This is a genomic window from Escherichia sp. XD33 (genome assembly GCF_019375075.1).
Taxonomy (GTDB): Bacteria; Pseudomonadota; Gammaproteobacteria; order Enterobacterales; family Enterobacteriaceae; genus Enterobacter; species Enterobacter flexneri_A.
Genome location: NZ_JAENDM010000022.1, coordinates 19199 through 45766 on the forward strand (window position 1 = coordinate 19199; position 26568 = coordinate 45766).

General features: G+C 43.1%; 29 protein-coding genes. 7 read left to right on the top strand and 22 right to left on the bottom strand.

The window, feature by feature from the left end; genetic code table 11:
- The first annotated feature begins 190 nt into the window (after positions 1 to 190).
- From K0778_RS14305 to K0778_RS14330, 6 genes are all read left to right on the top strand, one after another.
- Entirely contained in the window at positions 191 to 829 is a 639-nt protein-coding gene (locus K0778_RS14305) for a VWA domain-containing protein (protein ID WP_024179285.1), read from the top strand.
- A gap of 22 nt (positions 830 to 851) precedes the next feature.
- Positions 852 to 1493, top strand: a complete 642-nt coding sequence (locus tag K0778_RS14310; protein ID WP_000116681.1) for a TerD family protein — start codon at positions 852 to 854, stop codon at positions 1491 to 1493.
- A complete protein-coding gene (locus tag K0778_RS14315) occupies positions 1493 to 2131 on the top strand; it encodes a VWA domain-containing protein (protein ID WP_001253658.1) in 639 nt (212 codons plus the stop codon). The genes K0778_RS14310 and K0778_RS14315 overlap by 1 nt, the downstream gene beginning before the upstream one ends.
- 85 nt (positions 2132 to 2216) lie before the next feature.
- Positions 2217 to 3257 (top strand): TerY-C metal binding domain-containing protein, encoded by a 1041-nt coding sequence (locus K0778_RS14320; protein WP_001253653.1) that lies wholly within the window; start codon positions 2217 to 2219, stop codon positions 3255 to 3257.
- On the top strand, positions 3257 to 4894 hold the full coding sequence (locus tag K0778_RS14325) for a PP2C family serine/threonine-protein phosphatase (protein ID WP_000081622.1): 1638 nt from the start codon (positions 3257 to 3259) through the stop codon (positions 4892 to 4894). Before K0778_RS14320 ends, K0778_RS14325 begins: the two co-directional genes overlap by 1 nt.
- A gap of 25 nt (positions 4895 to 4919) precedes the next feature.
- Complete coding sequence (locus K0778_RS14330; protein WP_001284313.1) at positions 4920 to 6419, top strand: helix-hairpin-helix domain-containing protein; 1500 nt, start codon at positions 4920 to 4922, stop codon at positions 6417 to 6419.
- A gap of 166 nt (positions 6420 to 6585) precedes the next feature.
- Here the strand turns inward: K0778_RS14330 and K0778_RS14335 are convergent, their stop codons facing one another.
- Together K0778_RS14335 and K0778_RS14340 are read right to left on the bottom strand one after the other, a co-directional pair.
- On the bottom strand, positions 6586 to 7668 hold the full coding sequence (locus tag K0778_RS14335; RefSeq protein WP_001232449.1) for a hypothetical protein: 1083 nt from the start codon (positions 7666 to 7668) through the stop codon (positions 6586 to 6588).
- Positions 7669 to 8028: 360 nt separating this feature from the next.
- On the bottom strand, positions 8029 to 8241 hold the full coding sequence (locus K0778_RS14340) for an Hha/YmoA family nucleoid-associated regulatory protein (RefSeq protein WP_001285422.1): 213 nt from the start codon (positions 8239 to 8241) through the stop codon (positions 8029 to 8031).
- 170 nt (positions 8242 to 8411) lie between these two features.
- Between K0778_RS14340 and K0778_RS14345 the strand changes: the two genes are divergently transcribed.
- Positions 8412 to 9587 carry a tyrosine-type recombinase/integrase gene (locus tag K0778_RS14345; protein ID WP_000795947.1) on the top strand — a complete coding sequence of 392 codons (1176 nt, stop codon included), beginning with the start codon at positions 8412 to 8414 and terminating at the stop codon, positions 9585 to 9587.
- Between the two features lie 21 nt (positions 9588 to 9608).
- On the opposite strand, the gene K0778_RS14350 is transcribed toward K0778_RS14345, so the two are convergent.
- The 20 genes from K0778_RS14350 to K0778_RS14445 all read right to left on the bottom strand — a co-directional run bounded on the left by K0778_RS14350 (position 9609) and on the right by K0778_RS14445 (position 26529).
- The gene (locus K0778_RS14350; RefSeq protein ID WP_001805195.1) at positions 9609 to 9953 is read right to left on the bottom strand and encodes a hypothetical protein; all 345 of its coding nucleotides are present in this window, start codon (positions 9951 to 9953) and stop codon (positions 9609 to 9611) included.
- Positions 9889 to 10794: a hypothetical protein gene (locus K0778_RS14355; protein ID WP_001198594.1), complete on the bottom strand. Its 906-nt coding sequence runs from the start codon at positions 10792 to 10794 to the stop codon at positions 9889 to 9891. Before K0778_RS14355 ends, K0778_RS14350 begins: the two co-directional genes overlap by 65 nt.
- Before the next feature lie 9 nt (positions 10795 to 10803).
- Entirely contained in the window at positions 10804 to 11766 is a 963-nt protein-coding gene (locus K0778_RS14360) for a DNA replication terminus site-binding protein (RefSeq protein ID WP_000119427.1), read from the bottom strand.
- Between the two features lie 90 nt (positions 11767 to 11856).
- On the bottom strand, positions 11857 to 12303 hold the full coding sequence (locus K0778_RS14365) for a hypothetical protein (RefSeq protein ID WP_000549069.1): 447 nt from the start codon (positions 12301 to 12303) through the stop codon (positions 11857 to 11859).
- Between the two features lie 16 nt (positions 12304 to 12319).
- The gene (locus K0778_RS14370) at positions 12320 to 12856 is read right to left on the bottom strand and encodes a hypothetical protein (RefSeq protein ID WP_000107168.1); all 537 of its coding nucleotides are present in this window, start codon (positions 12854 to 12856) and stop codon (positions 12320 to 12322) included.
- 73 nt (positions 12857 to 12929) lie between these two features.
- A complete protein-coding gene (locus K0778_RS14375) occupies positions 12930 to 13187 on the bottom strand; it encodes a hypothetical protein (RefSeq protein ID WP_001371933.1) in 258 nt (85 codons plus the stop codon).
- Positions 13188 to 13194: 7 nt separating this feature from the next.
- Positions 13195 to 13785, bottom strand: a complete 591-nt coding sequence (locus tag K0778_RS14380; protein WP_000578892.1) for a hypothetical protein — start codon at positions 13783 to 13785, stop codon at positions 13195 to 13197.
- 44 nt (positions 13786 to 13829) lie between these two features.
- Complete coding sequence (locus tag K0778_RS14385; RefSeq protein WP_001004201.1) at positions 13830 to 14105, bottom strand: hypothetical protein; 276 nt, start codon at positions 14103 to 14105, stop codon at positions 13830 to 13832.
- Between the two features lie 263 nt (positions 14106 to 14368).
- Positions 14369 to 15325 carry a hypothetical protein gene (locus tag K0778_RS14390; RefSeq protein WP_046788424.1) on the bottom strand — a complete coding sequence of 319 codons (957 nt, stop codon included), beginning with the start codon at positions 15323 to 15325 and terminating at the stop codon, positions 14369 to 14371.
- A gap of 171 nt (positions 15326 to 15496) precedes the next feature.
- Positions 15497 to 16435 carry a hypothetical protein gene (locus K0778_RS14395; protein ID WP_000472043.1) on the bottom strand — a complete coding sequence of 313 codons (939 nt, stop codon included), beginning with the start codon at positions 16433 to 16435 and terminating at the stop codon, positions 15497 to 15499.
- A 66-nt stretch (positions 16436 to 16501) separates the two neighbouring features.
- The gene (locus K0778_RS14400) at positions 16502 to 17422 is read right to left on the bottom strand and encodes a hypothetical protein (RefSeq protein WP_000991699.1); all 921 of its coding nucleotides are present in this window, start codon (positions 17420 to 17422) and stop codon (positions 16502 to 16504) included.
- Between the two features lie 68 nt (positions 17423 to 17490).
- Positions 17491 to 18426 (bottom strand): hypothetical protein, encoded by a 936-nt coding sequence (locus K0778_RS14405; protein WP_000691118.1) that lies wholly within the window; start codon positions 18424 to 18426, stop codon positions 17491 to 17493.
- A gap of 70 nt (positions 18427 to 18496) precedes the next feature.
- On the bottom strand, positions 18497 to 19375 hold the full coding sequence (locus K0778_RS14410; protein ID WP_000762004.1) for a hypothetical protein: 879 nt from the start codon (positions 19373 to 19375) through the stop codon (positions 18497 to 18499).
- A 78-nt stretch (positions 19376 to 19453) separates the two neighbouring features.
- Complete coding sequence (locus K0778_RS14415) at positions 19454 to 19975, bottom strand: hypothetical protein (RefSeq protein ID WP_001010933.1); 522 nt, start codon at positions 19973 to 19975, stop codon at positions 19454 to 19456.
- 270 nt (positions 19976 to 20245) lie between these two features.
- The gene (locus tag K0778_RS14420) at positions 20246 to 21478 is read right to left on the bottom strand and encodes a toprim domain-containing protein (RefSeq protein ID WP_000220381.1); all 1233 of its coding nucleotides are present in this window, start codon (positions 21476 to 21478) and stop codon (positions 20246 to 20248) included.
- 113 nt (positions 21479 to 21591) lie between these two features.
- On the bottom strand, positions 21592 to 21813 hold the full coding sequence (locus tag K0778_RS14425) for a hypothetical protein (protein ID WP_042634307.1): 222 nt from the start codon (positions 21811 to 21813) through the stop codon (positions 21592 to 21594).
- A 71-nt stretch (positions 21814 to 21884) separates the two neighbouring features.
- Positions 21885 to 23897, bottom strand: a complete 2013-nt coding sequence (locus tag K0778_RS14430; protein WP_072692376.1) for a VWA domain-containing protein — start codon at positions 23895 to 23897, stop codon at positions 21885 to 21887.
- 77 nt (positions 23898 to 23974) lie between these two features.
- Positions 23975 to 25102 (bottom strand): DUF3150 domain-containing protein, encoded by a 1128-nt coding sequence (locus K0778_RS14435; RefSeq protein WP_000174395.1) that lies wholly within the window; start codon positions 25100 to 25102, stop codon positions 23975 to 23977.
- A 63-nt stretch (positions 25103 to 25165) separates the two neighbouring features.
- The gene (locus K0778_RS14440; protein ID WP_001176647.1) at positions 25166 to 25339 is read right to left on the bottom strand and encodes a hypothetical protein; all 174 of its coding nucleotides are present in this window, start codon (positions 25337 to 25339) and stop codon (positions 25166 to 25168) included.
- Positions 25340 to 25470: 131 nt separating this feature from the next.
- Positions 25471 to 26529, bottom strand: a complete 1059-nt coding sequence (locus K0778_RS14445; RefSeq protein ID WP_000063335.1) for an AAA family ATPase — start codon at positions 26527 to 26529, stop codon at positions 25471 to 25473.
- Positions 26530 to 26568: the final 39 nt, after the last annotated feature.

The window sequence follows — 26568 nt, forward strand, 5'->3', positions numbered from 1 at the left end:
TGAATTTTTTTCTCTGATAAGAGGCCATTCACATGTCGGTAATTCAATGGTGGTTAACTTATTTCTTTAATGCCGCTTCTGAGTATTTAATCTCCACCCGACAGATGTCGTGCCGTTTTATCAAATCTACAAACTCTGGCCTCTTCCTGAAACTACTCTCCTCTTCCGATCTCTTAAGAAGGAATTACATTTGAGACGCTTACCCGTATATCTGCTACTCGACACGTCCGGCTCTATGCACGGAGAGCCTATCGAAGCGGTTAAGAATGGCGTTCAGACGCTGCTTACCACGCTGAAACAGGATCCGTATGCACTCGAAACGGCTTACGTGTCAGTGATCACCTTTGATTCTTCAGCCCGACAGGCAGTCCCCCTGACAGACCTCCTGAGTTTCCAGATGCCAGCACTAACAGCCAGCGGCACCACCTCTCTTGGCGAAGCGCTTTCCCTCACGGCCAGCTCCATTGCCAAAGAAGTACAGAAAACGACGGCTGACACTAAAGGTGACTGGCGTCCCCTTGTATTCCTGATGACGGATGGAAGTCCGAATGATGACTGGCGTAAAGGCCTGAATGACTTTAAAGCGGCCAGAACCGGCGTTGTTGTGGCATGTGCAGCCGGGCATGATGCCGATACCAGCGTCCTCAAAGAAATCACTGAAATCGTGGTTCAGCTCGATACAGCTGACAGTTCGACGATTAAAGCTTTCTTTAAATGGGTCAGTGCGAGCATTTCGGTAGGCAGTCAGAAAGTGGAGTCCAGCAAAAAAGAAGTGATCGGTCTTGAAGACCTGCCACCGCCGCCGCCAGAAGTAAACGTGGTCTTATAATTTTATTAATTAAGGGGATGTCATGTCTGTCAGTCTGAGCAAAGGCCAGGGCGTAAGCCTGAAAAAAAATGAATACGATCTCTCGTCCGTTACTATCGGCCTGGGTTGGGATATTAATGAGGAAAAGAAAGGTTTCCTCGGCGGGATCTTTGGTAAAAAAGAAGAAGAATACGACCTTGATGTGATCGCTTTCCTGTGTAATTCAGCCGGAAAGGTGACCGATCTCGGCAATGTGGAAAATGGTAAACCAACGCTTGTGAATGGCGATATCATCTTTTTCAACAGCCTTCGCCATAAGTCAGGAAATATCTGGCTGACGGGCGATAACCGAACCGGAGCCGGTGATGGTGACGATGAGCAAATTATTGTGCGCCTGAATTCCCTTGACGCTCAGTACGAGAAAATTGTGTTCATCGTTCAGATCTACAATGGTGAAAAGCTCCAGCAGCACTTTGGTAAAGTTCAGAATGCCTTCATCCGGGCAGTAGATGCCCGTAATATTGAAATGGCACGATTCGATCTTTCTGGCGGACCCGCCTTCGCCAGCCAGCGCTCCATGGTTTTTGCCGAGCTGATACGCGAGGCTACAGGCTGGAAACTCAGGGCAATTGGTGAGCCTTCAGAATCAGATTCGTTTGTCTCGCACCTGAGGAATTACATGTGATGCGCCGCCTGCCTGTTTACCTTGTTATCGACACATCCGGCTCGATGCGCGGTGAGTCCATCCATTCCGTTAACGTTGGAATTCAGGCGATGCTTAGCGCTCTTCGCCAGGATCCCTACGCCCTCGAAAGCGTTCATATCTCCATTATCACCTATGACAATGAGGCGCGTGAGTTCATTCCTCTCACGCCGCTGGAAGACTTCCAGTTTTCTGACATCGTTGTGCCAAGCGCAGGCGGGACGTTCACCGGTGCTGCCCTTGAATGTCTGATGCAGTGTGTTGAACGGGATGTACGTCGCTCAGATGGTGATACAAAAGGAGACTGGCGTCCTCTGGTATTCCTGATGACTGATGGAACCCCTTCTGATGCCCTGGCGTACGGTGAAGCGGTAAAAGCGATTCGCGGCCGGGGATTCGGATCCATCATTGCCTGCGCCGTTGGTCCTAAAGCAGGCCATGAGCACTTAAAACAGCTCACCGATAAGGTTGTGTCTCTGGAGACGCTAGATTCAACCGCGTTTGCAGGTTTCTTTAAATGGGTATCGGCCAGCGTGTCTTCCGGCAGCACAAGCGCGGGGATCAATAACGGAACTGATACCCTTCCCCCTCCTCCACCAGAAATCCAGCTGGTGCTCTGACAGACAGAAAGGTGCTGCTTTCCGGGCAGCACCTTTCTGTACAGCAACGTTTTCTGCTGGCCGTACCAGCCGTACGAGGAAAATTATGAGACGCCTTCCCGTGTTTTTTGTCCTGGACTGTTCAGAGTCCATGATTGGTGAAAACCTGAAAAAAATGACTGATGGTCTGCAAATGATCATCGGAGATTTAAGAAAGGATCCACACGCACTTGAAACAGCCTGGGTTTCGGTAATCGCATTTGCCGGTGTAGCCCGTACGATTGTACCTCTTCACGAAATTGCCTCGTTCTACCCTCCCCGCCTTCCCGTTGGCGGCGGTACGAGCCTTGGGGCCGCATTGCGTGAGCTGACCGTACAAATTGATACCCAGGTCAGAAAAACCACTCATGAGGCTAAAGGCGACTGGAAACCCGTCGTGTATCTCCTTACCGACGGACGTCCGACTGACGACACAACCGCAGAAGTGAAGCGCTGGAAGGATCACTACGCGAGTAAAGTGAATCTCATTGCCGTTGGCCTGGGGCCGTCAGCGGACCTGAATACCCTGCGGCAACTGACAGAGAATGTCATGCTGTTCACCGAGTCTCAGGAAGGGGACTTTACCCGCTTCATCAAATGGATCACAGCCTCGGTTACGGCGCACAGCCGCAGCGTCGGAGACGACAAACAACCTGAGCTCAGCCAGACTGAATACATAGTCCGGCTGGCCAAGGACGAGCCAGTAAAAGCGTACGACGAAAACTGCGTTACGCTTACCGGCCGTTGCAGCAAGACCCGTCGTCCGTATCTGATGAAGTATGAACGGCCACCAGCAAGGATTTCCGGGCTCGATTTCAGCCTGAACCTGAACAGCTTTAATATTGCCGGATGCTATCCCATCGATGAAGACTATTTTGCATGGTCAGATGCCACCGCTACCGGTTTGCAGGTAAACACCAGCGAACTGCATGGCGTACCGGGTTGCCCTCACTGCGGTAATGCCAGTGCGTTTGCCCTGTGCTCATGCGGAAAATTGCTGTGCATTGACGGCCCGGATGACGTGATCTGCCCGTGGTGTGAAACAGGTCTGTCATTCAGCAATGATGGCGGAAACACTAACTTCGACGTAAACAGAGGGAGAGGTTGATGTCGCAAAATGTTTTACTTGAAGAGAAGATTATCCGCTTAGTGCTGTCTGAGCTGGGCCACCCTGTAGAAGGTGAGCGGCTTTTTCTTCTATCGCACGACCCTTCCCTTACTGAAGAGATTATGCGGCTTAAAGAGCGGATTGAGAGCCTTGCACAGGGTTTATCTGCGCGGGTTAGCGAAGGTTATAACGACGCAGAGATCGCCCCCTCGTCAGCATCCAGCCTTTCCGATCAGCAACAAACGGTCGTAAGTGATGCTGATAACCCGGGCATTGACGCTACCGATACACCATTACTGCAACCCCTGCCAGAAAATGAACCTCATCCTCCGTTCTGGAAGCTGATGCCTTATTACGAATTTGATAAACCAGCACAGAGGGAAGACGAAAACCTGTCTTCCCTGGTATTAAAACCCGGGCAGATACCGACAGGCCAGCAGCGGGCCGGATTAGCTGTGCCACCTGCCGTTCCCCCGAGAGCTAAAATAGTTATTCCCAACGCCCGCGCAGGCGAACGTTTCTCTTCGCCGGTTGCTATAGTTCTGGATGAGGGCCAGCAGGCTACTGTCAGGGACGTTGTCTTTCCCAGGAACATTGGCCTGACCTTTGACAAAGAGCATAAGTTGCTGACAGGTACACCCACCGAAAGCGGCGATATAGAGCTTTCAGTACTCTGGTCATGCGCTTCGCACGACGAATGCGAAACAAAACAGCTTTTTATAGTCAATCCCGATCCGAGAAGCCTGTGGAAGGTGGTAGAGCCACCAGCAGACGCTTCCTACCCTAAGTCCCATCTGGACGCTGCTGGCCTGGTCAGGGGTGACATACGTATTGCTGCCGCCAGTCGCCGGGGACGATCTCATGAGCATGCCGGGAGCTTCAGAGATGACGACTTCTATATCAACCACTGCCAGGAAACAGGATGGTCTGTCATGCTGGTCGCAGACGGGGCCGGTAGTGCGGTAAATTCCCGGGAAGGCTCCCGGATTGCAGTCCAAACGGCTGGCGATTACCTTTTCAATCAGCTCAGTGGTTTGAAAGGCGTCCATCTAAAGCAGCACATCACGGCGTGGGAAGGGAGCGATCAGCAGGCAACCATAAACGCCATGCTTCATCATTTTAAACAGGCAGCTACGCTCGCGGTCAACAGTATCCAGAACGAAGCCATTTGTGCAGAACAACCTGTGAAATCCTATTCAACAACCCTACTGGCAACTGTAGCGCTACGAACTGATAACGAGCTGTTTGCGGCTGCATTCTGGCTTGGTGATGGTGCGATAGGTGCATACAGCCCTTCCGGTAAAGTCAGGATACTGGGAAATCCCGATAGCGGAGAATACGCAGGACAAACCCGCTTTCTTGACCAGAGCATTATCGCAGACCCCTCGTTTAGCGGCCGCATCAGCGTGGGTAAATGGAATGATGTATCTCACTTGATCCTCATGACAGATGGCGTATCAGACCCTCTGTTTGAGACAGATAACGGGCTTCGCAGTGACGAAAAATGGACCCGTCTCCTTGATGAGCTCATCCCTGTCCTTACAGACGCCAGTATTGCGCCTGAGAGGTTAGGCGACTGGCTTAACTTTTTCTCCACAGGGAACCACGATGACCGCACTATTGCGGTGTTGTGGTAAGGGATACGCTTCTTCGGTGATCAATATGGCAAATATTGTTACGTGCAAAACAAAGGACGGCGAAACAGTCCAGTATGTTGACGAGGTAATTGGTTCGGGCTCGATGAAGGATGTTTACTTCTCGCCTGATAAATCATACGTCGTCGCTTTTTATCATAAACCGCAGAACGAGCAGGCCCGGGATCGGATTGATATGATCACCGGACGCTACAGGCAAAACATTTTTGGCCAGTCCGGAGGTGAATACTGGAAGGACCTGTTTTGCTGGCCGACCCACGTTGTTGAGCATGGGGATAAAATCGGCATCGTGGTTCCAACCTACAAAAGCTACTTTTTCTTTAAATACGGCTCTAAAAACGATGATTTTCTTGGCATAAAAGGCCGTGAAAAGGAAGGCAAATGGTTTGCCAGCGCCAGCAACCAGAATAAATTTCTCGACCCACGTGAACGAGGCAATACGCTTACCTATCTCAAGGTCTGTCTGCTGCTAACAAGAGCCGTCAGAAGGATGCATGCGGCAGGTCTCTGTCACAGCGATCTAAGCTATAAAAACGTGCTTATCGATCCAGAAATGGGACATGCCTGCATCATTGACGTAGACGGCCTGGTTGTCCCTGGAAAGTATCCTCCCGACGTCGTGGGCACCCCGGATTTTATCGCTCCGGAAGTGGTGAAAACCAGCCATCTTTCCAAAGAGGATCCGAACCGCGTATTGCCAAGCATTTCTACTGACCGTCATGCGCTGTCGGTGCTTATCTACATGTATCTGTTCTTCCGTCATCCGCTACGTGGCGGAAAAATACATGACATGTCGGATGAAGTACGTGATGAGACCTTATCTATGGGTGAGAAGGCACTCTTCATTGAACATCCGACAGACAAAAGCAATGCAGTCAAAGTCAGTCAGCTATCCTCCTTTTCACTGCCCTGGGCTGACCCGGAGAAAATTCCTTACACCATCATGGGCCCTTATTTGACGCCTTTGTTTGAACGCGCCTTTATTGATGGCTTACACGATGCCAATAAACGCCCGACCGCCGATGAGTGGGAAAGTGCCCTGGTTAAAACAGTCGATCTGATACAGCCCTGCCAGAACAAGGCGTGTGAACAGAAATGGTACGTTTTCTCAGGTAAGACAAAGCCGGTTTGTCCCTACTGCGGTACGCCATACAAGGGTAAATTACCGGTTCTAAATTTATATTCATCCCGAAAGGAAGGCAGTTATCGTCCTGACGACCACCGGTTGATGGTGTGGAGCGGGCAGTCAATCTATGCGTGGCATGTGAATCGCCTCATTGCGCCAAATGAGCGCACAACCGATGCACAAAGGAAACGAGTTGGGTATTTTGTTTTCCATAACGATCAGTGGTGGTTAGTAAATGAAGGCATAAATGGGCTTATGTCATTACCGGATAAACGACAGATTGCCATTGGGGAAAAAATTGAACTGACGAATAACGCTCAGTTTGTTCTGTCAAAGGAGGAAGGCGGCAGGCTGGTCGTCGTTCAGTTAGTTGAAAACTAACGGACGCCCATTACGACTAAAACGTTCTGGCAGCATACTGAACCTGTTTAATGAATCACTATATTAAGCAGTGTCAAATTTAAGCTGCCAGAAAAAACTGACTGTCTGTGCCGGATATGCGGTACACCGCCTGCGGCAAGGGTTTAATGCGCAAAGCCCAAGTTATTTATAAAAGTGAATAATTTTGTGACTCTACCCTGCCGCTCTTCTTTCCAGTGTCATGGTTTTTAACATCTGAAATACTGACATTGTTAAGCCGGTGATTGTAAAAGGCGATGCGGACAATCTCATGAAGATATTCAAGTTCGTTTTGTGTCAAGGACTGGCCTTCCTGGGTTTTTGAAATCATTTCCTGCCAGCAGATCAGTCTTTCGTAACTGACATGTTCGCTGTTTTCCAGGCAGTGCAACCTGAAATAGCGAAGGAACAAAGGAAATTCATCGGTCTGAGCGATGTCATAAGCCCGAACCGTTAACCGACACAGACATACAATCGTATCCTGCTGTAACCTGACTAGCGCGTTATGACTGCCCGGAAGGATATCAGGCAATTTCATCTTACAGTCAGCAAGGCGCTGAAGAAGAGGCCCTTCCTCTGAAGGCTCCCGTCCCCGATACTCCTGAAGAGGTTCAGATTCAAGTTCATGCATTAATGGATGATATAGCCATTCCCGGGAACTGGTCTCATCAATGATCAGGCTTTCAATGCACTCACTGTATGTTGTTTTACGTCGCCCGAGCTGCACCTGACTGATTTCATATTCAATATCAGGAAGATCGATACGCAATGCGGCAACTCTTTCGGAAGGATGAAGATGGTCAAAGGTTAACTTCTCTGAAATGCTGCGATCCCTGTCCAGAAAGACGGCCACACATAAATCATTAACCTTTACGAACAGATCAGCTGTGCCTCCGAACATACTGCCGCTTCCACTAACCTCATTCAGTGAAACCGGCCCACCATCGTCGCCAGCGAGAAGATTTGGGAAACCAAGAACCTGGTGCTCGTTGATGACTTCAATAATCTTTCCCCGGATGGCTTCCATCAGACCATCACAGTCACCGGCTACAGCTGTACTGTGTGAGAAATGCCAAAGCTTGACCTCCCCCTGCTTTGCTAACAGATCAGTTTTGCAAGCGGGGCAGATGCAGTTACAGTCAATACCCCGGCTGACCTCTGTAATATCTAAAAAGAGTCCTGATTCTCGCTGGAGTCCAAATGGAATACCAAATGTATAACTCTTACGCATGGCTGCACCCCGTTTTTGATAATGATTCAAACTATATCCGAAATAACGGAGGAGGATTTCTGTAAAACGTATTAAAAGAAATGATTTTTCCGTCTTCCAGATTAATGTTTGACAAAAATCAAATGAGAGCCTTACAAATATTGAGAGAGAAGTTTAGGTAAAGTAACTTTTATCACTTCTAATAAAATGAAGGAGAATATCGGATGTATTTAGCAGTGGGCTTGGCTTATGATTAAAGTTTTTCTCCGAACTTAATAAACAACTTTAAAAGACAGGCTATTACAATGCCTTTAGCCCCGAAAGGGGCATAAACTATTTTCAAATCTAGGCACAGTCTTTTTGTTGTGCCAATATTAATAATTACTCGCGAACAAAGGTCCACACACTCGCAGGAACTTTGTCATATAACTTTTTCATTGTCAGTTCGGCTTTACGATGATCATAAGCACCAGAAATTTCAAGAGAGGCGACACCCGAGTTTTTTTCACATAACCTTTCAAATACTTTTTCGAGCGTTTCGAACGAACTACACTTACGGAATTTCATTAAATAAGACTGCTTTGTGTCAGACATAATCAACCTTCTTTAGACAGGCCTCAACTGGCCAGGGATAATCTTAATATCATTTTTCACTTAAGCCTAACGATTTCACAACCTTTTTCGTTGTTTCCACCCTGTTCATAACCAGGTACATGAGTGCTAAAATGACCTGTAATTAAAACCAGTGTATCCCGGTGAGCAGGATGAAGAATCAATCAGTGATCAGACAGTTTTCGGAAAGCGAATTGCATCAGCAGCTGGAAACGTTCGGCAACCATGATAAACAGCTTTCACGCTTGATCCGTTACTTTTCCCATCTGAGATACAACACTGCTAAAACCTATCTGCACTGGCTACGAGTATGGAACGAATGGTATCTGGCGAATGCCCGGTTGCATACAGACTGGCCAGTAAGTTCGCTCCCCGTGTCTGAGGACGCTCTGCTTGCGTTTATGGGGCATCTTGAAGGCAAATTGTCACGAAGCAGCATAAACAGCTGTCTTCAGGCCTTAAATAGTATCCATAAAAAAGGGCTTAACCTGCCCGGGATTATTACGTCTGAAGCATGGTACATGCTGGAAGCCTTAAAACAATCGGAAGCCCGGAAGCGAAAGACGACTAAACAGGCAACTCCCTTTCTTATTGGCGATCTCAAGGCTCTGATAAAGTTACGCAGTACTACAAACTCAGTTCGTAAACTTCGTGACCTGTGCCTGATCTGGACAGGCTTTGAAACACTGCTCCGTTCATCCGAAATTCGACGTATACGTCTGAAAGATCTGTCTCTGGATAGTATGACCGGTGAATTTAACCTGACGGTATACCGTACAAAAACGAACATTAGTACACTTCTTACCTACCGGCTGACACGTCAGTTAACTAACTGCCTCTTGAGATTGATGAACCTCGTGAAAATGGATCAGCACAGTCATCCGGATGAATTCCTTTTCCAGGCCGTAAATTTCCATGATACAGGCTATATGCCACCCGGCTGGAAGCTTCGGAGTAAGGGGAATGAGCTATCTGAACTTCTTAAAAGGCATAACCTACCCTATCGTGCTAAGCAAAGTCTTCTGAACGATGAAGATGAAGAAGACACTGTGGACGATGCCGGTATGCTCAGCAAAAATTCCCTTTTACGAGCATTTAAAGAGATGTGGAATGAGCTTTATCCAAATGAGACTAAAACTCGTTACTGGACAGGGCACAGCGTTCGTGTAGGCGGAGCGATACAGCTAAATATTGAAGGTTACTCGCTACCACAGATTATGGAAATGGGGAACTGGTCGAATGAAGAAATGGTTATGCGCTACATTCGTAATATTGAAGCTGGTAAAAAAGCAATGATCAAGCTTATGCGAAATGCCTTTGATGAATAGCGCCCTCACGGGCGCATAACTTTATTTTTTCTTGAACGGGTTAAGTCTGGTGAGATTAGAGAGTGCCCCTCCCGGAGGCAAAATTCCCGTTCTTTTATATTTGTACACGCCATTTAATTTCATTGTCTGGATTCCAAGATTAATAAGCGTGACAAGTTTAAGGGTATACAGAAGTGTAAATTGTGGAGCAACCTGAATAAAAACCAATAACAAGCCTGCACACATTACACGTAGCCATGCCGCGTACTCCATGCTCAGCGGACGCTTGAAATAGAATCTTTCGAGCAAATCAACTGTCTTATTACTGATCCACGCCGCCGCCACGGAGAGTAACAACACGATGCACACCATAATGCCCAGTTCCATTTTCACTCCCTTCTCTTTTAGTCTCTTTAAGTTGAGGCTTAGCCACAGTAGTTTTGTTTTTTGCTTTTTTCTTAGGTTTGGTATGATGAAACAGAAAACAATCCACCATTACCCAACCATTTTTATATCGAGCCACCAGCATCTTCTGGCTGGGGTAATGAGCATGAAACAGCATTTTCACGTCCATGGTGCCCATCAACGACTGTTTGCGCTTTAGCTCATCCTCAGCCATCTGAAATTCTTGTAAGAATTCTGAAGACAGACGCTGACGCAGGATTCTTATGGCACTGGAGTTTTCATCATTCTTTGCCAGATGCCCGAAGCGTACTAGTGCCTTGTGGGTTATCTGGATGGGTCCCAGATGAGAGCTGAGCTGTTCGTACTGCCAGAAGTAGGTCAAATCCACCTTAACCCAGCTGATGCTGTCCAGCAGAGCCTCGTTCATGATGGTTCCGGACATTGGTACCATTGTCAGCCTGGCCAGACGCATATGTATGTAGTCCGTAAGCAACCTCAGCGACTCAGGAACGTTTTTATTGAGCAGGAGATGCTGAAGCACCGGGGTTGCGGTCTGCCAACACAGATTGCGCCCGTCAGGCAGGAAAGCAAACTTTTGATCGTCAGGCGCAGAGTTCGAAGCGTTTTCCTTACGAAGCAAAAAATAATGGCCGCACAGCAGCTCTGCTCTTACCTGGTCCTCGTCAGGGTCATGTCGGGCTTTACTTAGATCAACGGTAAGCACAACGCGGTTAATCGCATCAGCGTGATATTTTTTTACCCAGACGCAGACACGATAGAGACGCTCATCGATTTTCTGGCTGGCTGTGGAAATCCATTGCATTGTTGTTCCTTAATTTTCGGGGCTGACAATGAAAATGCCCAGCTCAGCCCCCGGCACGAGTTCTGTATATTTCAGGCTCAGCTTCCGTTGGTTGGACGGGCCCTGGCTGTTTTCAGGAGCCCAGTCAGAGAGCGTTTTTAATTGAGGTATGTTGCCTGCTGCGAAAATGGGCAAGGATGCTTTTACTACTGAATAATCAGTCTCAGCATATTTATTCCCGTTTCGTTCCTGCCCTTCAGGCCTAAATGCAAAAATGTGAGCAATCGGAACAGGGAAAGAGTTAGTTCGACAAAGGCGATAAGATTCGCCCTGCTTCAGTGGGTGAAATTCAAGACGGTGTAAAGCCTTATCGATATTAGACACGACATTCAAATTGGTAGTTGCTACATTTTTTACTTCTGAGGCTCTCCTGCGCTCCAACAAACTCACAAGTTGCTCTGCTGTTTTAACTTCCTGGTTTCGGTTTAGCCGCCATGAAAAAGTAACTTTTTTAAGCTGGGACTTGATGAAAAGGACATTTCTTGTTGAGTGCATAGCGACAAGGCCCGGGAGCTTCTTGTGCACTTTATCAAAACGGACATTCTTTTTATTATCGATACGCCTCATTGCCGCAGCAAAATCATTTTTTGCTTCATTTATAGATGTGATCAAGCTTTCGAGAAGATCTGCTCTTTCTGGGACAATGATAAGACCCGGGTATTTAGTGGTCACTTTGGTGGAATCATGACTTAATGACTCTATGTCATCCACACAGATGTCAGTAAGTGCCTGAATAATTTCCTCAACCGAAGCATCGTCTTTAACACTAACCCTGATGGGTTTAACCTGCTTCAGTCGCTCTTCTGTTCGAGATACGGTGGAGACAGTCATCAGGTTTGCCATCAGCGGGGGGGTGTTCGAAAGAAAACACTTAAGCGAGTCGATACGTTCCAGAATCTGGTCACGAAAATAGGGCAAATCGTCATAACTCATACGTTTCTCCAGGCTCATGTTATTTCAAATCAATTTTGCTGCCCTGGCTGACCTTGCAGAACATAAATGTCATGTAAACCTCTAAAGAAGTCATTTTGAAACAGCTTTCACAGCATGCGATTTATGTTCGATAGGGCTCATGAACAAAGGATGATAATGGAGACGCCATGGATAGTGGATAGTCTTACCCACCTGGGTGATCCGATTGAGGCGAAAACGACCATTTATACAGTCAACTGACCAAAGCCCGGGAGAAACTAACCTCTTCCAGCGGTAAAAAGAGAAACCTGCAACACAGAGGTCATGCTCCAGGAAATGTTGAGTTTCGACGACGCGAACTTTTATCAAAAACCCCAGCATTGGCGAAAACCAGATCAACAACCATGTTGGCGGCAGGATGACTTTGTTCAGGAGATGATCTGTCATAAGCAAGGCAGATAACATCAGAAAACTGATAGTCAACCACAGGGCCATCCAACCGGCCCATACGCGGCTCTGACAGGGTTTCCATTCGAGAAGAAAAAGTTTTTTATGCATTCTGCCCCGCCTAATTTTAATGTATTGCCGAAGTATGCTGCATCATGATGGTGGTGCGGGGAAAGATTTCAAACTTCCACAATTCTGAAGCCGTGTTCCAACCATGAAAGATCCCGTCTCCACAGCGAGTGTTAAAAGCAAGAATTTCATCCCTGACCTGGTAAGCGAGCACTTCTGGCATATCAATAAATTCAGGTAAGGAAAGAAGAATCCCATGGATAACTTCTCCGGTTAACTTACTCATAACCTCTTCCTCAGACAGGGCAGCGTCCGGGAACAAACACGACGGAAGTGAAAAACAACATAGGTCAAGACCAAGAGCAGCCCTTCCTGCGTCGTAGCCTTCTTCATTAACGACAAAACGAAAGAATTTTTCAGCCTCACCCAGTAATGTTGACGGTCCTTCAGACGGAACTTCAATACCACTGAAGACTTTATCGGTCCAGTTGGTAAATGGACTGGTGAAAACCCAACAAATTAAGGATAACGCCAGCTCTTCCTTAAACATACGTTCAGTGCCGGTTGTTCTGGAAAGTTGCTTTTGAGTACTCATGTTTTACCTGTTGCATGAAATTATTGATGTTATATAAACACAACCGGCATTTTATCTAATAGGTTTGAAAACACTAAAAATCGCAAATGCTGGTACCTTTCTGTTTTAAGAGATTTTCAAGGTAAAGTGAGGCGAGATCAATTGGCTGGTTCTCTTCAAGACAGGCTCGCACAAGATCTTCAATAGAGACCGAATCAACCCCCCTTCCCTGTAAAATTTCTTTAGCAGATGCCAGCGTTTTATGAACGCTTCGACTTAGTTGTAATCTGACTTGTGTGCGGGTATCAAAAAGACAATCTTCTGTGACACTTTGTGAAACGGTTCTACTCATTGAAAAATCACTCCATTTCTGGGATCGAATGAAAATTAACAGCTATAGATGTATCAGGTTTCCCATTTTCTACGATACTCAACCACGTACGCGCTGAGATTTGTTGTTCACAGACGAGTATGTAACCTGTTCCCTGTTGATGATGTAGCTCAAGAGCTTTTAGGATAGGCCCTGAATGAGGTCCGAGAGCATCACGCGTGTGAATAAGCGTTTGCTCTGGCAATACGTTGCTAAGCATAGACAGCAGAACATTACGCTCATCCTCATTATCCGACAAAACAAGAATTATACGAAAACCCGTTTTTATACGAAATCTGATCTCTGAAACTAACTTTCTTAATCTTAATTTATATATGACCAGGCGGAATCGAGTCATCAGTAAAGAAACCACTGTGAAGATAACGATTACTGCGCCATATTTTGACCTGTAGAACCACCAGTTAAGGCCTCCAGCAACTATCAGGATTAACATTAAAATTAAACTCCCATAGAAAAAAAGTGCTGGGTAGCGAGTTGTCTTTCCTTCAATTAGTGCTGAGGCAAATATCAAAATGGATATTCCGTAAATTACCCAGTCAAAAATACTTTCTCCAATCATTCTTTAGTGAACATCCTTAAAAGTGGAAATGTAGGTTTATGGGTTTATGCATTTTCCTGATGGCCTTGACAACCAAGGATTTCACAGAAATTGTCACAGTGTGAAGCTGTAACAAAGCGCTCTCCACGTTCGAATCGCTCAACCAAATCCTTTCTTACTTCACTTCCAGGTTTCTGGAAGATGTACTCAAGCTGGAGATCCTCGGCCGTAGAAAGTAGTCGTTCTATGCTGAAATCAACATGGTAAAAGCAAAACTGATTATCAACCGGGGGAAAGTTGCTTTTGGTACTGTTCTCGTTTTTGGATTTTAGTTCATTCATGAGCTCTCCTTGGTTGAGAACAGTATACAAATCTCTTTAGGGATTTTTTTTCGTTAATAGCACTTTTTTGAGTTTAAAGAGTATGTTCATACCAGAGCATTAGAGGCTACGAAAAGGATAATGGAATTAGAAAGATAGATTTTAAGTGGTGATGTAAGGTGGGATAGGTAGAAGAGGAGTAGACGCTTGTAAGCGAGGCAAAAAAAAGGCACGGAAACCGTGCCATAAGAGTATGTGAGAAAAAATCAAAATCAGGGAAAGAATCAAGCAGCTTGTGAAACTGAATCTCCAACTGCAAGATTTAAATTTCTTAGGTTATCGAAAACTTCAGATACTAAGTCATTACGGTCGTGGATTTTAATCCGCCCACCGGTTAACTCTGAAACATAAACGGTATGGCAGAGGTCAGTAACCACTTCGCCGTATTCATCAACGACTTCCAAAGATGCAATCATCGGAATATAAGAAGCCGCAGCATAGCTCTCATAAATACTTATTATGGAGTCATTGTTGCGTCGAGAAATTACCCTACCAGAAGGTAAAGCCTCATCTTCCATATAGCAATCAGATAGGTCCTCACAGAAGTCATTTTCTTTAAGTGAAATATTAAGGGTCAATTCACTGTTGATAGAGCGTGAATAAGAATATTCACTCAGTTTATAGCAAGCCAAACTAATATCACTAAAAGTTTCATAAGCTTTATAGAGGCTCGATGTTATAGACTCAGATACAAATGTTATTAGTCCAATAAAATGAGTATCCCAGAACTGTTGCAAAGCAAAACGGGCAATCATAACCTGACCATCAACCTGCATCAGTCTGTTATATTCATCCCGGTCATAACCTTTCGACTGAGAAACATCATTAGACATGCTAAGAACTTCACTACAAACATCATCATATTCAAAACGACTAGTTGCAAAGTGTTTTCCTGAAATTTCAAGGTACTGACCAGAGACTGCGTCAAACACCTCAAGAAAGTAACAGAGTCGCGATTTTAAAGATTCTCTGTTTAAAGCTTCTATTTCATTCTCAGAGATACTATCGACATATAAATCAACAACATTCTTGAGTTCAATAGCTTTGATATTACAGGTAAAAGAAAGCTCGTCACTTTGACAATGGCAAACACTTAATACTATATCCGCCTCATCAAAATCTATGCCAAGATAACTCAGAACTGCTCGGACATAGTTTTTATCATCAGATGAATGTGTCATATACACTACCTCGAATTTGAGAGGAAGTGCCCCAGAAGGGAAGCGACTTCCCCACTGGGTTAGATAAAAATTTGGTTAAGCTAAAAGAAGATGCCAGCGACAGATTTTACATTGTCATAGACAAGTGTCTTCAGCCAACCAAAGTTACTTTTTTGGACTGAAGCAAAAGGATCATTGAGACGCGTTACGAAAATCGTCAAAAGCTTCAGTTATTAGTAATGTGCGATCAGTTACTCTGTATCGGTCATTACTTTCGAGAGATACGTAAGTTGAATGCGAAGAATCACAGACAACACGCCCTCTTTTATTGATCAATCTTACTTCCATCATCACCGGCACATTGATAATTGAAGCAACATCGGTATAGAGGGATATGAGGGCATCATTGTCACAATATAACGCCCCGTTCCCATCAAATGTATCGTTAAACTTAATATATATATCTGGCATATTTGCCGGATAATCATCAGTATTGAAATCAATGCATAACTTTAAGTCATCATTAATACGGCGATTAATCTTATGCTGCCCTACACGTACAAAGCCATGTTCAACAGCTTTGATAATCCTTAAAGTTTCATTAAGACAATCTGTAATTCTTTTCTCGACAAATGAGATAAAGTCACCAAAGTCGGAATGAAAAAACTGTTTAAGTGCAAATTTCGCAACTAACACTTTCCCATCCACCTTCATTTTATCGAGATAAAGATTTCTTATAGCATCAGTAGAAGAATTAGCTTTAGATAACTCTTCACAGTCATTAATAATCATTGAAACAATATCAATAACTTTAACTGGGCTTAAAGTATTACTATATCCGCGAATATCAAACGTAAAAAATCCGAAATTCTTAAATACTCCAAGAAAATAAATTATTTTTTGTTTCAAAAGAATAGAATCGGAGTAAGATGCGTTGTGCTTTATTAGCTCAGATATGTAGAGATCCAACATACAATTTAAATTATCGATATCTACATCGTAATCAAAGGTTACTTTGTCGAACGAAGTATCAGATAATTGAACGGTTATATCGTCAGCGGAAACATTAAGGCCTAAATTTTGATAAAGAAAGGCACTAACAAATTCCACGTGGTCAGATTCTTTAAACATTTACACTACCTCATGACTAAAAAGGAAGTGCTTCCCACCGGGAAGCAGGTTCCCGGATGGGTTAGATTAATTATAAAAGAGTTCTTCAGAAGGTACATGCATTTCTGGTTTGAACTGTTTTAAGGAGTTGTTTATAGCTTTTCGATATAACCCTGAAGAGTGTGGCTTAAACATTTGATATTCCGTAACGAGCAGAGGAGACGTAAAGCATCCTAAGTTCACTAGTGAAATACTTGATGTTTCTTCACAAACATCTAATTCAGCGTATATCCGCCTCTTCATTACCCTGCCTGCTAAATAGCGACGAACATGATTTATAAACTTGTCCGCATCTGATATAGAATTAACTATATAATCAGATGTGACTATCTGATTAGATACAGTTTCAGGTATAGCTTCGGCTATTATTTTTACGTTCATTTCATAATCAACACTATGGAAGCAAGCAAGAATTTGTGGCTTCGCGCTTTCTAAAATCTTTTCAAGAACAGAAAAAATCAGAGAGAACTCGTTTAAAATTCGCTTTTGTATAAGTCCATGTAGATGTTTTATGAAAGGAGAACCGTGTTCAACAAGGCCTAGTATAAGATCCTTAGAGGCCAAATCTGAGCGGTAATAAACGTATTCTAGATTATCCCGGTTAAATCCTTTGAAAAGCAAATCAGGCTGCTCTGAGACCAGTCGTAAATGAGTTGAAGCTATAGAAACTTCAAAACGAAAGTTCGCGAGATTTACAGGACCTGCTTTTAATGTAGCCGCTTCGGAAAAATAAATGAAAAGAGGATGCAAATCATCGTTACCACTGTAAAGATGGTCTGCACCCTTAAGATATTTCACCAAATGAGGTAGAAAAGATATTACTGGAATATCAGCCACAAATCGAATATGCCGAAATGGTTTTGAATCCAAATATATATTTTCCACTACAGCGCCAACAAAACCCATTTTAACAAGAATAGATTCAACTAACTTTTGTATAGCATTCATTTCAATACCCTCTTAATAGAGGGATTTCTCCCATAGGGAGAAATCCCTATGGGAGAAAATAATTTTAATTAATAATTATAGCGAAGCGCATGTTCTTTTTCACTAAGATGGTTTTCATATTCCGACTTACCAGAACTTAAACACTCTTTGAAAAAGACCTTTGAAAAATTCTTCAAGTCACTTCGGTTATTAATTTCTTTGTCAGACATCAACTTAGCTGAGTGTGAGGTATCAACAGGCCCCAACCACCATTCATATTTAATATAAACACAATTGGTTTGTGTATGTCCATTTAGAAATCGTTTTGCATTTCTAAGTATTTTTCTACAACCGTTAAGGTCTGAAAGTAAGATATCTGGAGCAATGAGCTCTTCCAGAATATGACCAGGTAAGCCTTTCCTAAAAAGCTCAACATCGTAACTACAATACCAGTCACGATAATTAAAAGCTTTAATAAGTCTTTCAGGTGTATCCAAAGATATCTTATTCAGGATTTTTAATGCAAAGCATACAGCATCTTTTAACAACTCGTGCACCTCAACATTGATAAATGAGAAAAACGAGCTTAATTCTTTCTCTAAGGAATTATACAACTTACCGTAAATATCCTGAGAAAAAAGATACTGCAATCTTTCTTTATTATAAGTGCAATTCGAAATTGAATAGACTTCTCCTCTTTCGATTTTGCACCCTTCCCTTAAAACTATAGGAAACCTCAAATGGTTAACAAAGAAAGAATGATTCTTTCTTTGCTTCAAAGCATCTAATTGAAATTTCGTAATTTCCTCCAGATTTGCATCTTCAAAACCTGGAAAGGGAATATCACAGAAACAAGAACTATATGCTTTTGCTGATTCATACATAAACTCCAGTGAAACATCAGCATCAAAAGACATACCAGAGAACATGCCCTGCCCATTGTCTAAAAATGTAATGTTTTTAACCTGTATTTTTTTATGTTGAACAACCAAAAAGGCATTAATGATTTTTTCGATAATTTTCATGTGATCCTCTCTCAATAAAAAAAGGGATCACTCCCATATGGGGTGTGATCCCCACATGGGTATAATTTAATTAAAAATCTGTAAGACCTAAATCTTTATTTCTACCACAAACTGTAGAAGATATAAGACGTTTTACTCGCTTTCGAGCACTTCGGCCTGACGTATCTTTCAAGTACATCGGTAATGACAATGATGAAATTTGATTACTTCGCTTATGATGGCAGACTATATAGCCCTGCCTCCACCCCGAACGCACAAACTCACGGATGCGGTTAATATATGCCGAAGCTTGAGATTTTGTACTTATCGATTCAGAACACTTTAAGTTCTGTTCGATAGAGTAAAGCTCAGCCGCCATGAATTTCACCTCATACAGCTCATCGCCATAACTTATAGTTTTCAACAGCTCTTCCTTTTCCCGAATGAAAAATACTTGCTGCATTCCAAGGATCAGGTCATAGGCCTCTCGAAAGAGGTCGATAAGCTTATTACGAACATAAATCATAAACTCCTCAAAGTGCTGAAGCCAGAAATAAGCCGCATTACTTATTTGTGAATTGTGAGAACAAACAAGCCCTTTAGCAAGCTCGACCTCTTCCTCCCGAAAAGTAAAGTTACTTTTCTTAAACCGACTTTGTTCAAAAATGCTTTGATGCATTTCTATCCATACAGAAACAAAACCGAGGGATTCAAATTCTTCGTTTAACAAATGTAAACTTTCGAAGATTTTCTGAATTTCGATCCCGATGTCATATGACAGTGGACATTCTTTTATAGAATAAACATAACCGGGTAGGAAGTGAGATAAATGCTCAGTTCGCAAATATAAACTGAATTTAAGTTCTGTCAGTGGTTGTTTCAAAGATAACTTAGATGATTCGCTTATATTTACTGGTTCAACGCCATTTCTAATCAAAATAGCTTTTACCAGGTCCGTAGCTAACTTCATACAGCCTCCATTCGTTATTGAGGCCTCCCTGATGCAGGTTGGCCATCAGGGAAAATATGTAAATCAATTAGCAATCAATCAGACCGTTGCCATGACATTGTCAATGTATCTGACAAGGGATGGGCGGTCGTCCTGTAAGGCAAAACGGCGAAGGTCATCAAGATTATACGCAGGAAGATAATCAGCGTAACCTCGAATACGAAGGTCCTCAACCACAACTTTTATATACTCAAATCGTCCAAGATTCCCTTTTAATGGGGGTTTTCCTGGACTAGACAGCATATCGTCTGCTTGCTCCCATGTGATTTCTTTAGCTTCACCACTATGTAGATCAAGATGGACATATATGAATGACTTATAATCTCCACGGCAACGAAGATAATATTTCGGATAGAAATATTTGTCACAACGCAACAAACACGTTCCTGAAGGACGAACTACGTACAACAGGTTTCTGTCATTTTCTAATATGCTATGTTTCAAAATCGTTATATCTATCTCATTATCATGCAGCAAATAGCATGACGATGGTTCATTGACGATGCGCGATTTTATAACAGCAGCAAATTTATTAAAAACTTCGTTAATTTGAAAATTCATTAAAATGCTCTCCGATGTAAAACGACGAGCATCACCATAACGGTAATACTCCCGTTATGGGTTTTAATAGTTTATGGAATAACCATGTCATACAACCGACCATAGCCAGTAGTACCGCACATTTATTTAACTGAGCAAGCATCTCAGCCGTGAAAAGACCTTAAAGGCAGGTAATTATCACGAAGGAAAGCGGTTATCTTATCAATACAATTTTAAAATATAATATTGATAAGATAACCCCCCCCGCAAAAAGCGGGGGAGTTATCGTTGTTACAGCTGATTAAGACATTCAGGAGCCCAGTGAATCGGGAATCCATCCTGCCCTGTTAACTGGAGAACATCGTTCCAGTCGATACCCTTTTTCCCATCAGGAATATCTTGTGCTGGTTCGAAGACTTCAATTGTCAGCTTTGATGCGGGATATCGTTTAGCCAAAAACTCAACCATGCGGCTTTGAAGTCGCTGAGCAGCTTCAATACCGGCACGAGTGCCTTGTGAGTTAGCAATATCCTTATCCGCCCAGATATAAAAGTTTATAGATTTTACATCCGGCGGAGGCAGTAAAAAATCAGGAACAGTAACGTTTTCAAGGCACCATGCGGAGCTGGCTGCCCAGCATGGTGTTGAAGTCGCTTCTACAACAGAAAGCGCGTTCTCGATCCCTTCAGCCACTCCCAGTGTCCAGGTCGAACTACCTGAATCATAGTGAGGGTCAAACAACTGAATTGAGCCACCTGTCATATCGGCAGGAGGCTTCATCATCAGCTTTGGATTTTCTACAGGTGCCTTATCACCATTTTTGTCTACGTATGTTCTATGAATAGTCAGAGGCCGACCTCGGGTGTCACGATAGATCGCAATCATTCCCGGATAGATAATCGATTTCTGCTTATCTTTATCCCAATAGTAGATCCGGTTATTAAAGCCTAAATCCTTTGGTAAGTGACTCAGTAAGCGGGAGATCCCACGATTACGGAGGTACAAAGCAACAGGAGTATTAGGCTTGATTTCACCGGTATAGTGATACATCACATCAAGTTTTCGCATTCGCTTTGCCACTTCCTCTCGGTCAAGAGTTTCTGTGGCACGAACTGCTGATTTATAGCGTCGTTCATTTTCAATGTCGGCGTCAGTTAACGGAGCATGCAGATCCATCCCGAAAAAATCTGAGAGAATCTTTTTGCAAGTCTGCGTTTTACTTAATTCATAATATTTCGCCAGAACATCAATTCCGTCGCAAAACTCATTTACCGGAAAGTCATTATGGATCGCACATCCGGTATAAAGGTCTTTTTGTCGGAAACGAAACTTCGATTTCCCTGCGCCAGTAAACGGGCAAGGAACCTGGCTCGGGGCTTTTGCACAAGCGTCTTTGAAAGCAGGTATTCTTTCGAATATATACTTCCAGCCAGACACTTCAGCAATTCGAGCATGAACGAGTTTAATAAAGTGTTCAGATACTTCCTGTGGATTACGACGAAGAGCCGGGGATGCATAAGTCATGATGATCTCTCTTATCTGGCATTGTGAGTTTCTCAATGCCTTCTGCGGTGCAGAAGACAGGGAGAAACCCACAACGCAGAATTTAAGAAAGAGGGCCCGGGGGCCCTCAACATTTATGCTTCAGTCGTGAAGCCATTATTCTCAAGACACTGTATGTAGTTATCTACAAGTAACGCAGCCTGCTGGCTATTACCCTCCGCTATAGTGACTTCGCGGAAGATTCTTTCCTGAGGGCTATCATTGCTTATAACTTCACCAACACGTCCGAAAATACGGACTTTATGCATCGCACCGACTTTTTCATGTTCTACACGGTAAGTTTTTATCTGAGTCATATTTTGCTCCTTATTCCTTCATGGAGCAAAAAGACCCACCGGGGCCTTTTGCCCCGATTGGGTAGAGTTTATTAAGAAAGTATTTGATGAACTAGCTTACTGACTTCAATAGACAATAAAGAAGTATCATCAACTGTTACGAAAGTGTCCGTTTCAAAACCAATTATTTCATCAGTCTTAATACCAACACCAACGATTTCTATTCCATTACATTTAGCCTTTTCCATAACTTCGCCGATAGTAAATTCCGATTTATTCGGATAACCATCAGTTATAAGAAAAATTATTTTCCTATCGAATTGGCTGTCAAGTAACAGATCAACAGCTGCCATTAAAGCCGATCCCGTAGGGGTATAATAACCCTTACATCCAAGAGTGAATTTCGATAGAGATTCCTCAACGCTTTGATCAAACGTTTTGATAATCTCAAATTCACTTTCCTTGAAGGGAAAGACTATATTGGAGACATGCATTTTTGACAAACTTTCAGCGGCCATCGATAAAGCAAGATCTGACTTAATGGCATGAATATATCTTTCATCATTAGCCATTGACGCTGAAATATCACGAACTAATACGAGGCCAACATGCCCTCTATTTTTAGATTCGCTTTGAGCTCTGAAGACATCACGAACTCCCATTGGTGACAGAATTAATCGATTTCCATCGAAGGTAATTCCACGCTCATGAGTTTTGTTTCGGCCACGCATTTTAACCTGCTGTAAAACAGACAAGTCGCTACCGATTGAATGACTCAGAGACAAAGCCTCATTGTAAACATTCAAATCGATAAGGAGATCAGGGATATCCCATTCAGAAGCACCGAATTCGGCTTTCACGTCATCGGATACTTTTGATGCAATACCTTCAATCTCTTCAGCCAAAGCATCGTGATAATCTTCGCTATCCTCATCACTGCCAAGAAAGGCATCCAACAAATCTGCCAGTATCTCCCATTGAGCCGATGAAAAGTTACTTTCATCTTCAACGTTAGTCGAACTGGCTTCATCTGATTCACTCTCGGAAGGGTTAATCGCATCAGTATCGTCTTCAATAATGTTATCACCTGTGGGATTGCCACCGGTGGGTTCATTATTTCCCTCGTTATCTTCAGCAAGTTCTGAAGGCTCAGAACATCCCTCTTGAGCAAGATCAGAGTTATCGGAAGTATCTGCCTGACCTTCACTATCGTCCTCAGAATCATCCTCACGACTATCAGTCGACTCAAGCGATTTATCTTCTGATTCGGTATCGGTATCGGTATCGGTCTCGGATTCATCATATGCCTCCTGCTCCTCCTGCTCTGTCTGCTGCTGTTGTTCCCTTGCCTCATCCCGCAGTCTCTCTAAAAGAGCCAGGGTCTTACGAGCAAGGGATTCACAGCCCTGAGTATTTTCACAACCAAGAGCATCATGAAAAATTTCCTCAACATCAGAAATTACTGGAGAAAGTATCTTTTGGGCATAGTCAAAAAACGGATCGAGTGTTTCTTTGTGACCTGCCTGCTGAAGGACTTTTACTCGCAATGAGTTAAGCAGATACCACTCAATAAATAGGACAGGATTTTCCGGACGAGAAGATATATCAGGAGTCATCCTTCCGGCTTTAACCATCAGTGCGTAAGTGGCTGCAAGCCGCCGCTTTGCATCCGGATAATCGTTACCAACCTTCTCTTCCATCTGTACATCATCGAACAGATTTATAAGCCCGGTAAGACGTTTTGCCCTGCTATAAGCTTTACGTTTCTCAGCGAGGCTCTCAAACTCTGCATTCATTCCGTCATCGAAGCGTGTAAACCCTTCAGATGACTTGAGAACACTATTAAAGGCGTCACTGTAAACCTCGCTGTCGGTATAGCGACCATGACCAGCTTCATGACAGGTAAAACCTTCAATCAGACTGACAAAGTCATCATCGCTATAATCGCCGTTTGGTAAAACACAAACTTTATTTACAGGATCAAAATACGGTCCTTTGGTATTGTCGTCTATTACAACTCTTACATCGCCTAAGCCGCTAATGACTTTTGCTATATTCTGTAAACGCTTAATATGGCGCGGTGATGATTTAAGATCTAATTTCATAGAATACCTCTTTATAAAAAAGGGGTACTCACCCAGATGGTGAAGTACCCATCTGGGGTTTTTAATAAAGCAAACAGTTACCAGCCTTTGAGCTCGATATCAAAACCATTTTCAACATTGTCTTCCTGTTGCGAAACTGATTTCTCAGGTTCAGCTACAGGATCAGTGTTTGAAAACGTGCTGTTATTTATATCGTTCTCTACGACAGGTTCAACCTGGAACACATTTGTTGAATCTAAAATAGCTTCAATACCTGTGTTCTGTAGCGCGTTCGGTTCTGTTTGTGAGCTTTGATTAAATGATCTGGTAATAGATTCCAACCAGTCAGTAACCTTTTGCTCTCCTGAAATAATACGCTTTAACATTGAAGCATCACTCATGAAATAAAACCACTGCTGTAACACCGCAACGTCGCGAGGTTCAGAAATGGCACCTTTAGGTAAATTATTCATTATGTGTTTTATAGCTTCTGCAAGTACTGCCGCCTCTTTATGTATAAACATGAAGCTAATGATCTTATTTTGCATTTGCTTCAGTCGGTCAATAGTACTTGAGCGCAAATTGTTATTTTTGCTAATTTTTTCATAAACCTTCATTGCTTCTTCTGCCAGATCTGTTATCAATTGTTCCTGATAGTAGTCCTGGGTTTCATCACCTTCAACGCTAATAGGCGTAAAAGGAATAAAGTGAGCAATATTAAATCTAAAGGATTTTATGAAATCATCTTTAGTTAATTTCAACTGATCAATCAAAGAAGACATTCTTGGGCTTCTATTTTTTTCAGCCTCAATATGCATCTCATAATTGTCTACAACGTTTTGAATACCTGCCTGAAACTCTCGTTCAATCTCTTGGGCCCCTTCCAGAAACTCTTCCATACTGGATACTGGTAAAATCCACATATTGCTATAGCGGATGCACAAGCGTGAGCAAAGAGTTGATATTCTGCTGGTAATCGTACTTTTGAAGCTAAGGGCTTTTATGTCAATCCAGCGTACTTCGCTTTTAGATACGCTTTTTTGATCCGTAATATCATCTCCATCATAAGACAAATCGATTTTATCGGTTCGACGCGATCCTTGACAGCCACTTATTTCAATTTTTGTTATAACTGCACCTTCCAGTAAATCTGGATATGATTTTGCAAAATTCTCAGAGATTTGTTTTGCAGATACTTTGTTAAGCATTGAAGTATTTAAAGTCATGGGTTTCTCCAAAAAAAAGGGGAAACCCTCCCCAACGGGAAAGATTTCCCGATAGGGTTGATATTAAAGCTTCTCTGGTGAAATTAAAAGAATACCGGGAAACTCAGCAACAACATCATCATTGCCCATTGCTCCCTGATACATATAACCTTTTAATTCCATTTGTTTAATCAGACCTTCCATATTTATTTTACCATCATGATAAAACAATAAAGAATAGTCGTTATTCAGTTGCATAAGTCCAGTAAAATTAGTTCCGTTTTTTGCTATAGCAATGGTAGCAGCACCATCCGTACTTAAAAACGCACTAAATTCAAGATGGGATAACTCTGAGATACAAATATCAGAGGTTTCATAACAAATCCCATCTAACTCGACTTTTTTGCTGTGAAATACTCCAGCGATTTATCCTTGTCTTCGCCAAGAGAAAGATCTATAGCTTGAAGAACAAGATCGACCACATGTAAAGGTAAAGCAGAAGCAAAAGCTATTTTGAAAGTGTCAAGAAGACTAAAGGTTTTTAACGTCATCGACGTGCCAACCCAAGCTACTAATTGACGAATATCCATCACACTGTCTTCTGTACCAGAGTCATTTACTGCAATCGCTACTCTTACGAACTTCTCAATGACCTGAAAAGGCAAAGAGCTATATCGTTTAGTAAGCACATTGGTTAAAGCAACTTTGTCGGGCTTCTCCATTTCAACTATCAAGAACCGCTTTATAAAAGCTGCATCTTGACGTTGAGAAGAAACGAACCGGCGAGCGCCTCCACTCATGTTTGTGTTTGCAGTACCAATAAATCGCGTGTAGCCATTAGCAGTTATAACCTCACCACCATTAGCACTGAGTGACCAGGGCTTACGTTCAATGGGCATGTGAAGTTTTGCTGCCGTATCAGGATCGATTTTGTCCACTTCATCCAGAAGAATGAGGTGACCATTACGAAATCCCGTTACCAAATCGCTGTGTACAAAACCTGTATTACCACCATTAAGACTGCGCTCACCTTCAAGCTCATCAACTCGAATATTGCTGTTGATCTGCTTAATTGTCAGCGGCCAATTCATCATGTGGCTAATGTACATTACCATTTCAGTCTTGCCAGAACCGGACTCACCTTTAAGACACACACTTAAATCTATATCCGGACTGATAAGCAGTTTAACCACTTGTTCAAGTATTCGGGGATTTGGTATGTAGTCTTTGTTCAGCGGAGCTCGATACGAGGTTTTAGTTTTGAAAACAGGCACAGCCATCTTTGGATCCATTTCTGGAATACCAAAAAGGTCCTTTGCTAGAACTAAAAGATACTCACCTTTATCCACATAATGTTTTAACTTTATAACATCCGGGGAAAGAAGAGCTTCTAATTTTTCATAAGCATCAGAAGATGTTTCATTTAACTTCATAGCGGCATTAGACATTTTTAACTCCGGTAAAATGCAAACACCGCCCTCTGGCAG

Bases quoted from the DNA above. Each gene is read 5' to 3' on its own strand.
- K0778_RS14380 (WP_000578892.1), bottom strand. From the start codon at position 13,785: ATGATTGGAGAAAGTATTTTTGACTGGGTAATTTACGGAATATCCATT.
- K0778_RS14445 (WP_000063335.1), bottom strand. From the start codon at position 26,529: ATGTCTAATGCCGCTATGAAGTTAAATGAAACATCTTCTGATGCTTAT.
- K0778_RS14320 (WP_001253653.1), top strand. From the start codon at position 2,217: ATGAGACGCCTTCCCGTGTTTTTTGTCCTGGACTGTTCAGAGTCCATG.
- K0778_RS14310 (WP_000116681.1), top strand. From the start codon at position 852: ATGTCTGTCAGTCTGAGCAAAGGCCAGGGCGTAAGCCTGAAAAAAAAT.
- K0778_RS14425 (WP_042634307.1), bottom strand. From the start codon at position 21,813: ATGACTCAGATAAAAACTTACCGTGTAGAACATGAAAAAGTCGGTGCG.
- K0778_RS14375 (WP_001371933.1), bottom strand. From the start codon at position 13,187: ATGAGTAGAACCGTTTCACAAAGTGTCACAGAAGATTGTCTTTTTGAT.
- K0778_RS14435 (WP_000174395.1), bottom strand. From the start codon at position 25,102: ATGACTTTAAATACTTCAATGCTTAACAAAGTATCTGCAAAACAAATC.
- K0778_RS14360 (WP_000119427.1), bottom strand. From the start codon at position 11,766: ATGAGTTATGACGATTTGCCCTATTTTCGTGACCAGATTCTGGAACGT.
- K0778_RS14430 (WP_072692376.1), bottom strand. From the start codon at position 23,897: ATGAAATTAGATCTTAAATCATCACCGCGCCATATTAAGCGTTTACAG.
- K0778_RS14385 (WP_001004201.1), bottom strand. From the start codon at position 14,105: ATGAATGAACTAAAATCCAAAAACGAGAACAGTACCAAAAGCAACTTT.
- K0778_RS14390 (WP_046788424.1), bottom strand. From the start codon at position 15,325: ATGACACATTCATCTGATGATAAAAACTATGTCCGAGCAGTTCTGAGT.
- K0778_RS14330 (WP_001284313.1), top strand. From the start codon at position 4,920: ATGGCAAATATTGTTACGTGCAAAACAAAGGACGGCGAAACAGTCCAG.
- K0778_RS14345 (WP_000795947.1), top strand. From the start codon at position 8,412: ATGAAGAATCAATCAGTGATCAGACAGTTTTCGGAAAGCGAATTGCAT.
- K0778_RS14335 (WP_001232449.1), bottom strand. From the start codon at position 7,668: ATGCGTAAGAGTTATACATTTGGTATTCCATTTGGACTCCAGCGAGAA.
- K0778_RS14365 (WP_000549069.1), bottom strand. From the start codon at position 12,303: ATGCATAAAAAACTTTTTCTTCTCGAATGGAAACCCTGTCAGAGCCGC.
- K0778_RS14420 (WP_000220381.1), bottom strand. From the start codon at position 21,478: ATGACTTATGCATCCCCGGCTCTTCGTCGTAATCCACAGGAAGTATCT.
- K0778_RS14340 (WP_001285422.1), bottom strand. From the start codon at position 8,241: ATGTCTGACACAAAGCAGTCTTATTTAATGAAATTCCGTAAGTGTAGT.
- K0778_RS14415 (WP_001010933.1), bottom strand. From the start codon at position 19,975: ATGAATTTTCAAATTAACGAAGTTTTTAATAAATTTGCTGCTGTTATA.
- K0778_RS14350 (WP_001805195.1), bottom strand. From the start codon at position 9,953: ATGGAACTGGGCATTATGGTGTGCATCGTGTTGTTACTCTCCGTGGCG.
- K0778_RS14315 (WP_001253658.1), top strand. From the start codon at position 1,493: ATGCGCCGCCTGCCTGTTTACCTTGTTATCGACACATCCGGCTCGATG.
- K0778_RS14355 (WP_001198594.1), bottom strand. From the start codon at position 10,794: ATGCAATGGATTTCCACAGCCAGCCAGAAAATCGATGAGCGTCTCTAT.
- K0778_RS14400 (WP_000991699.1), bottom strand. From the start codon at position 17,422: ATGAATGCTATACAAAAGTTAGTTGAATCTATTCTTGTTAAAATGGGT.
- K0778_RS14370 (WP_000107168.1), bottom strand. From the start codon at position 12,856: ATGAGTACTCAAAAGCAACTTTCCAGAACAACCGGCACTGAACGTATG.
- K0778_RS14325 (WP_000081622.1), top strand. From the start codon at position 3,257: ATGTCGCAAAATGTTTTACTTGAAGAGAAGATTATCCGCTTAGTGCTG.
- K0778_RS14405 (WP_000691118.1), bottom strand. From the start codon at position 18,426: ATGAAAATTATCGAAAAAATCATTAATGCCTTTTTGGTTGTTCAACAT.
- K0778_RS14440 (WP_001176647.1), bottom strand. From the start codon at position 25,339: ATGCAACTGAATAACGACTATTCTTTATTGTTTTATCATGATGGTAAA.
- K0778_RS14395 (WP_000472043.1), bottom strand. From the start codon at position 16,435: ATGTTTAAAGAATCTGACCACGTGGAATTTGTTAGTGCCTTTCTTTAT.
- K0778_RS14410 (WP_000762004.1), bottom strand. From the start codon at position 19,375: ATGAAGTTAGCTACGGACCTGGTAAAAGCTATTTTGATTAGAAATGGC.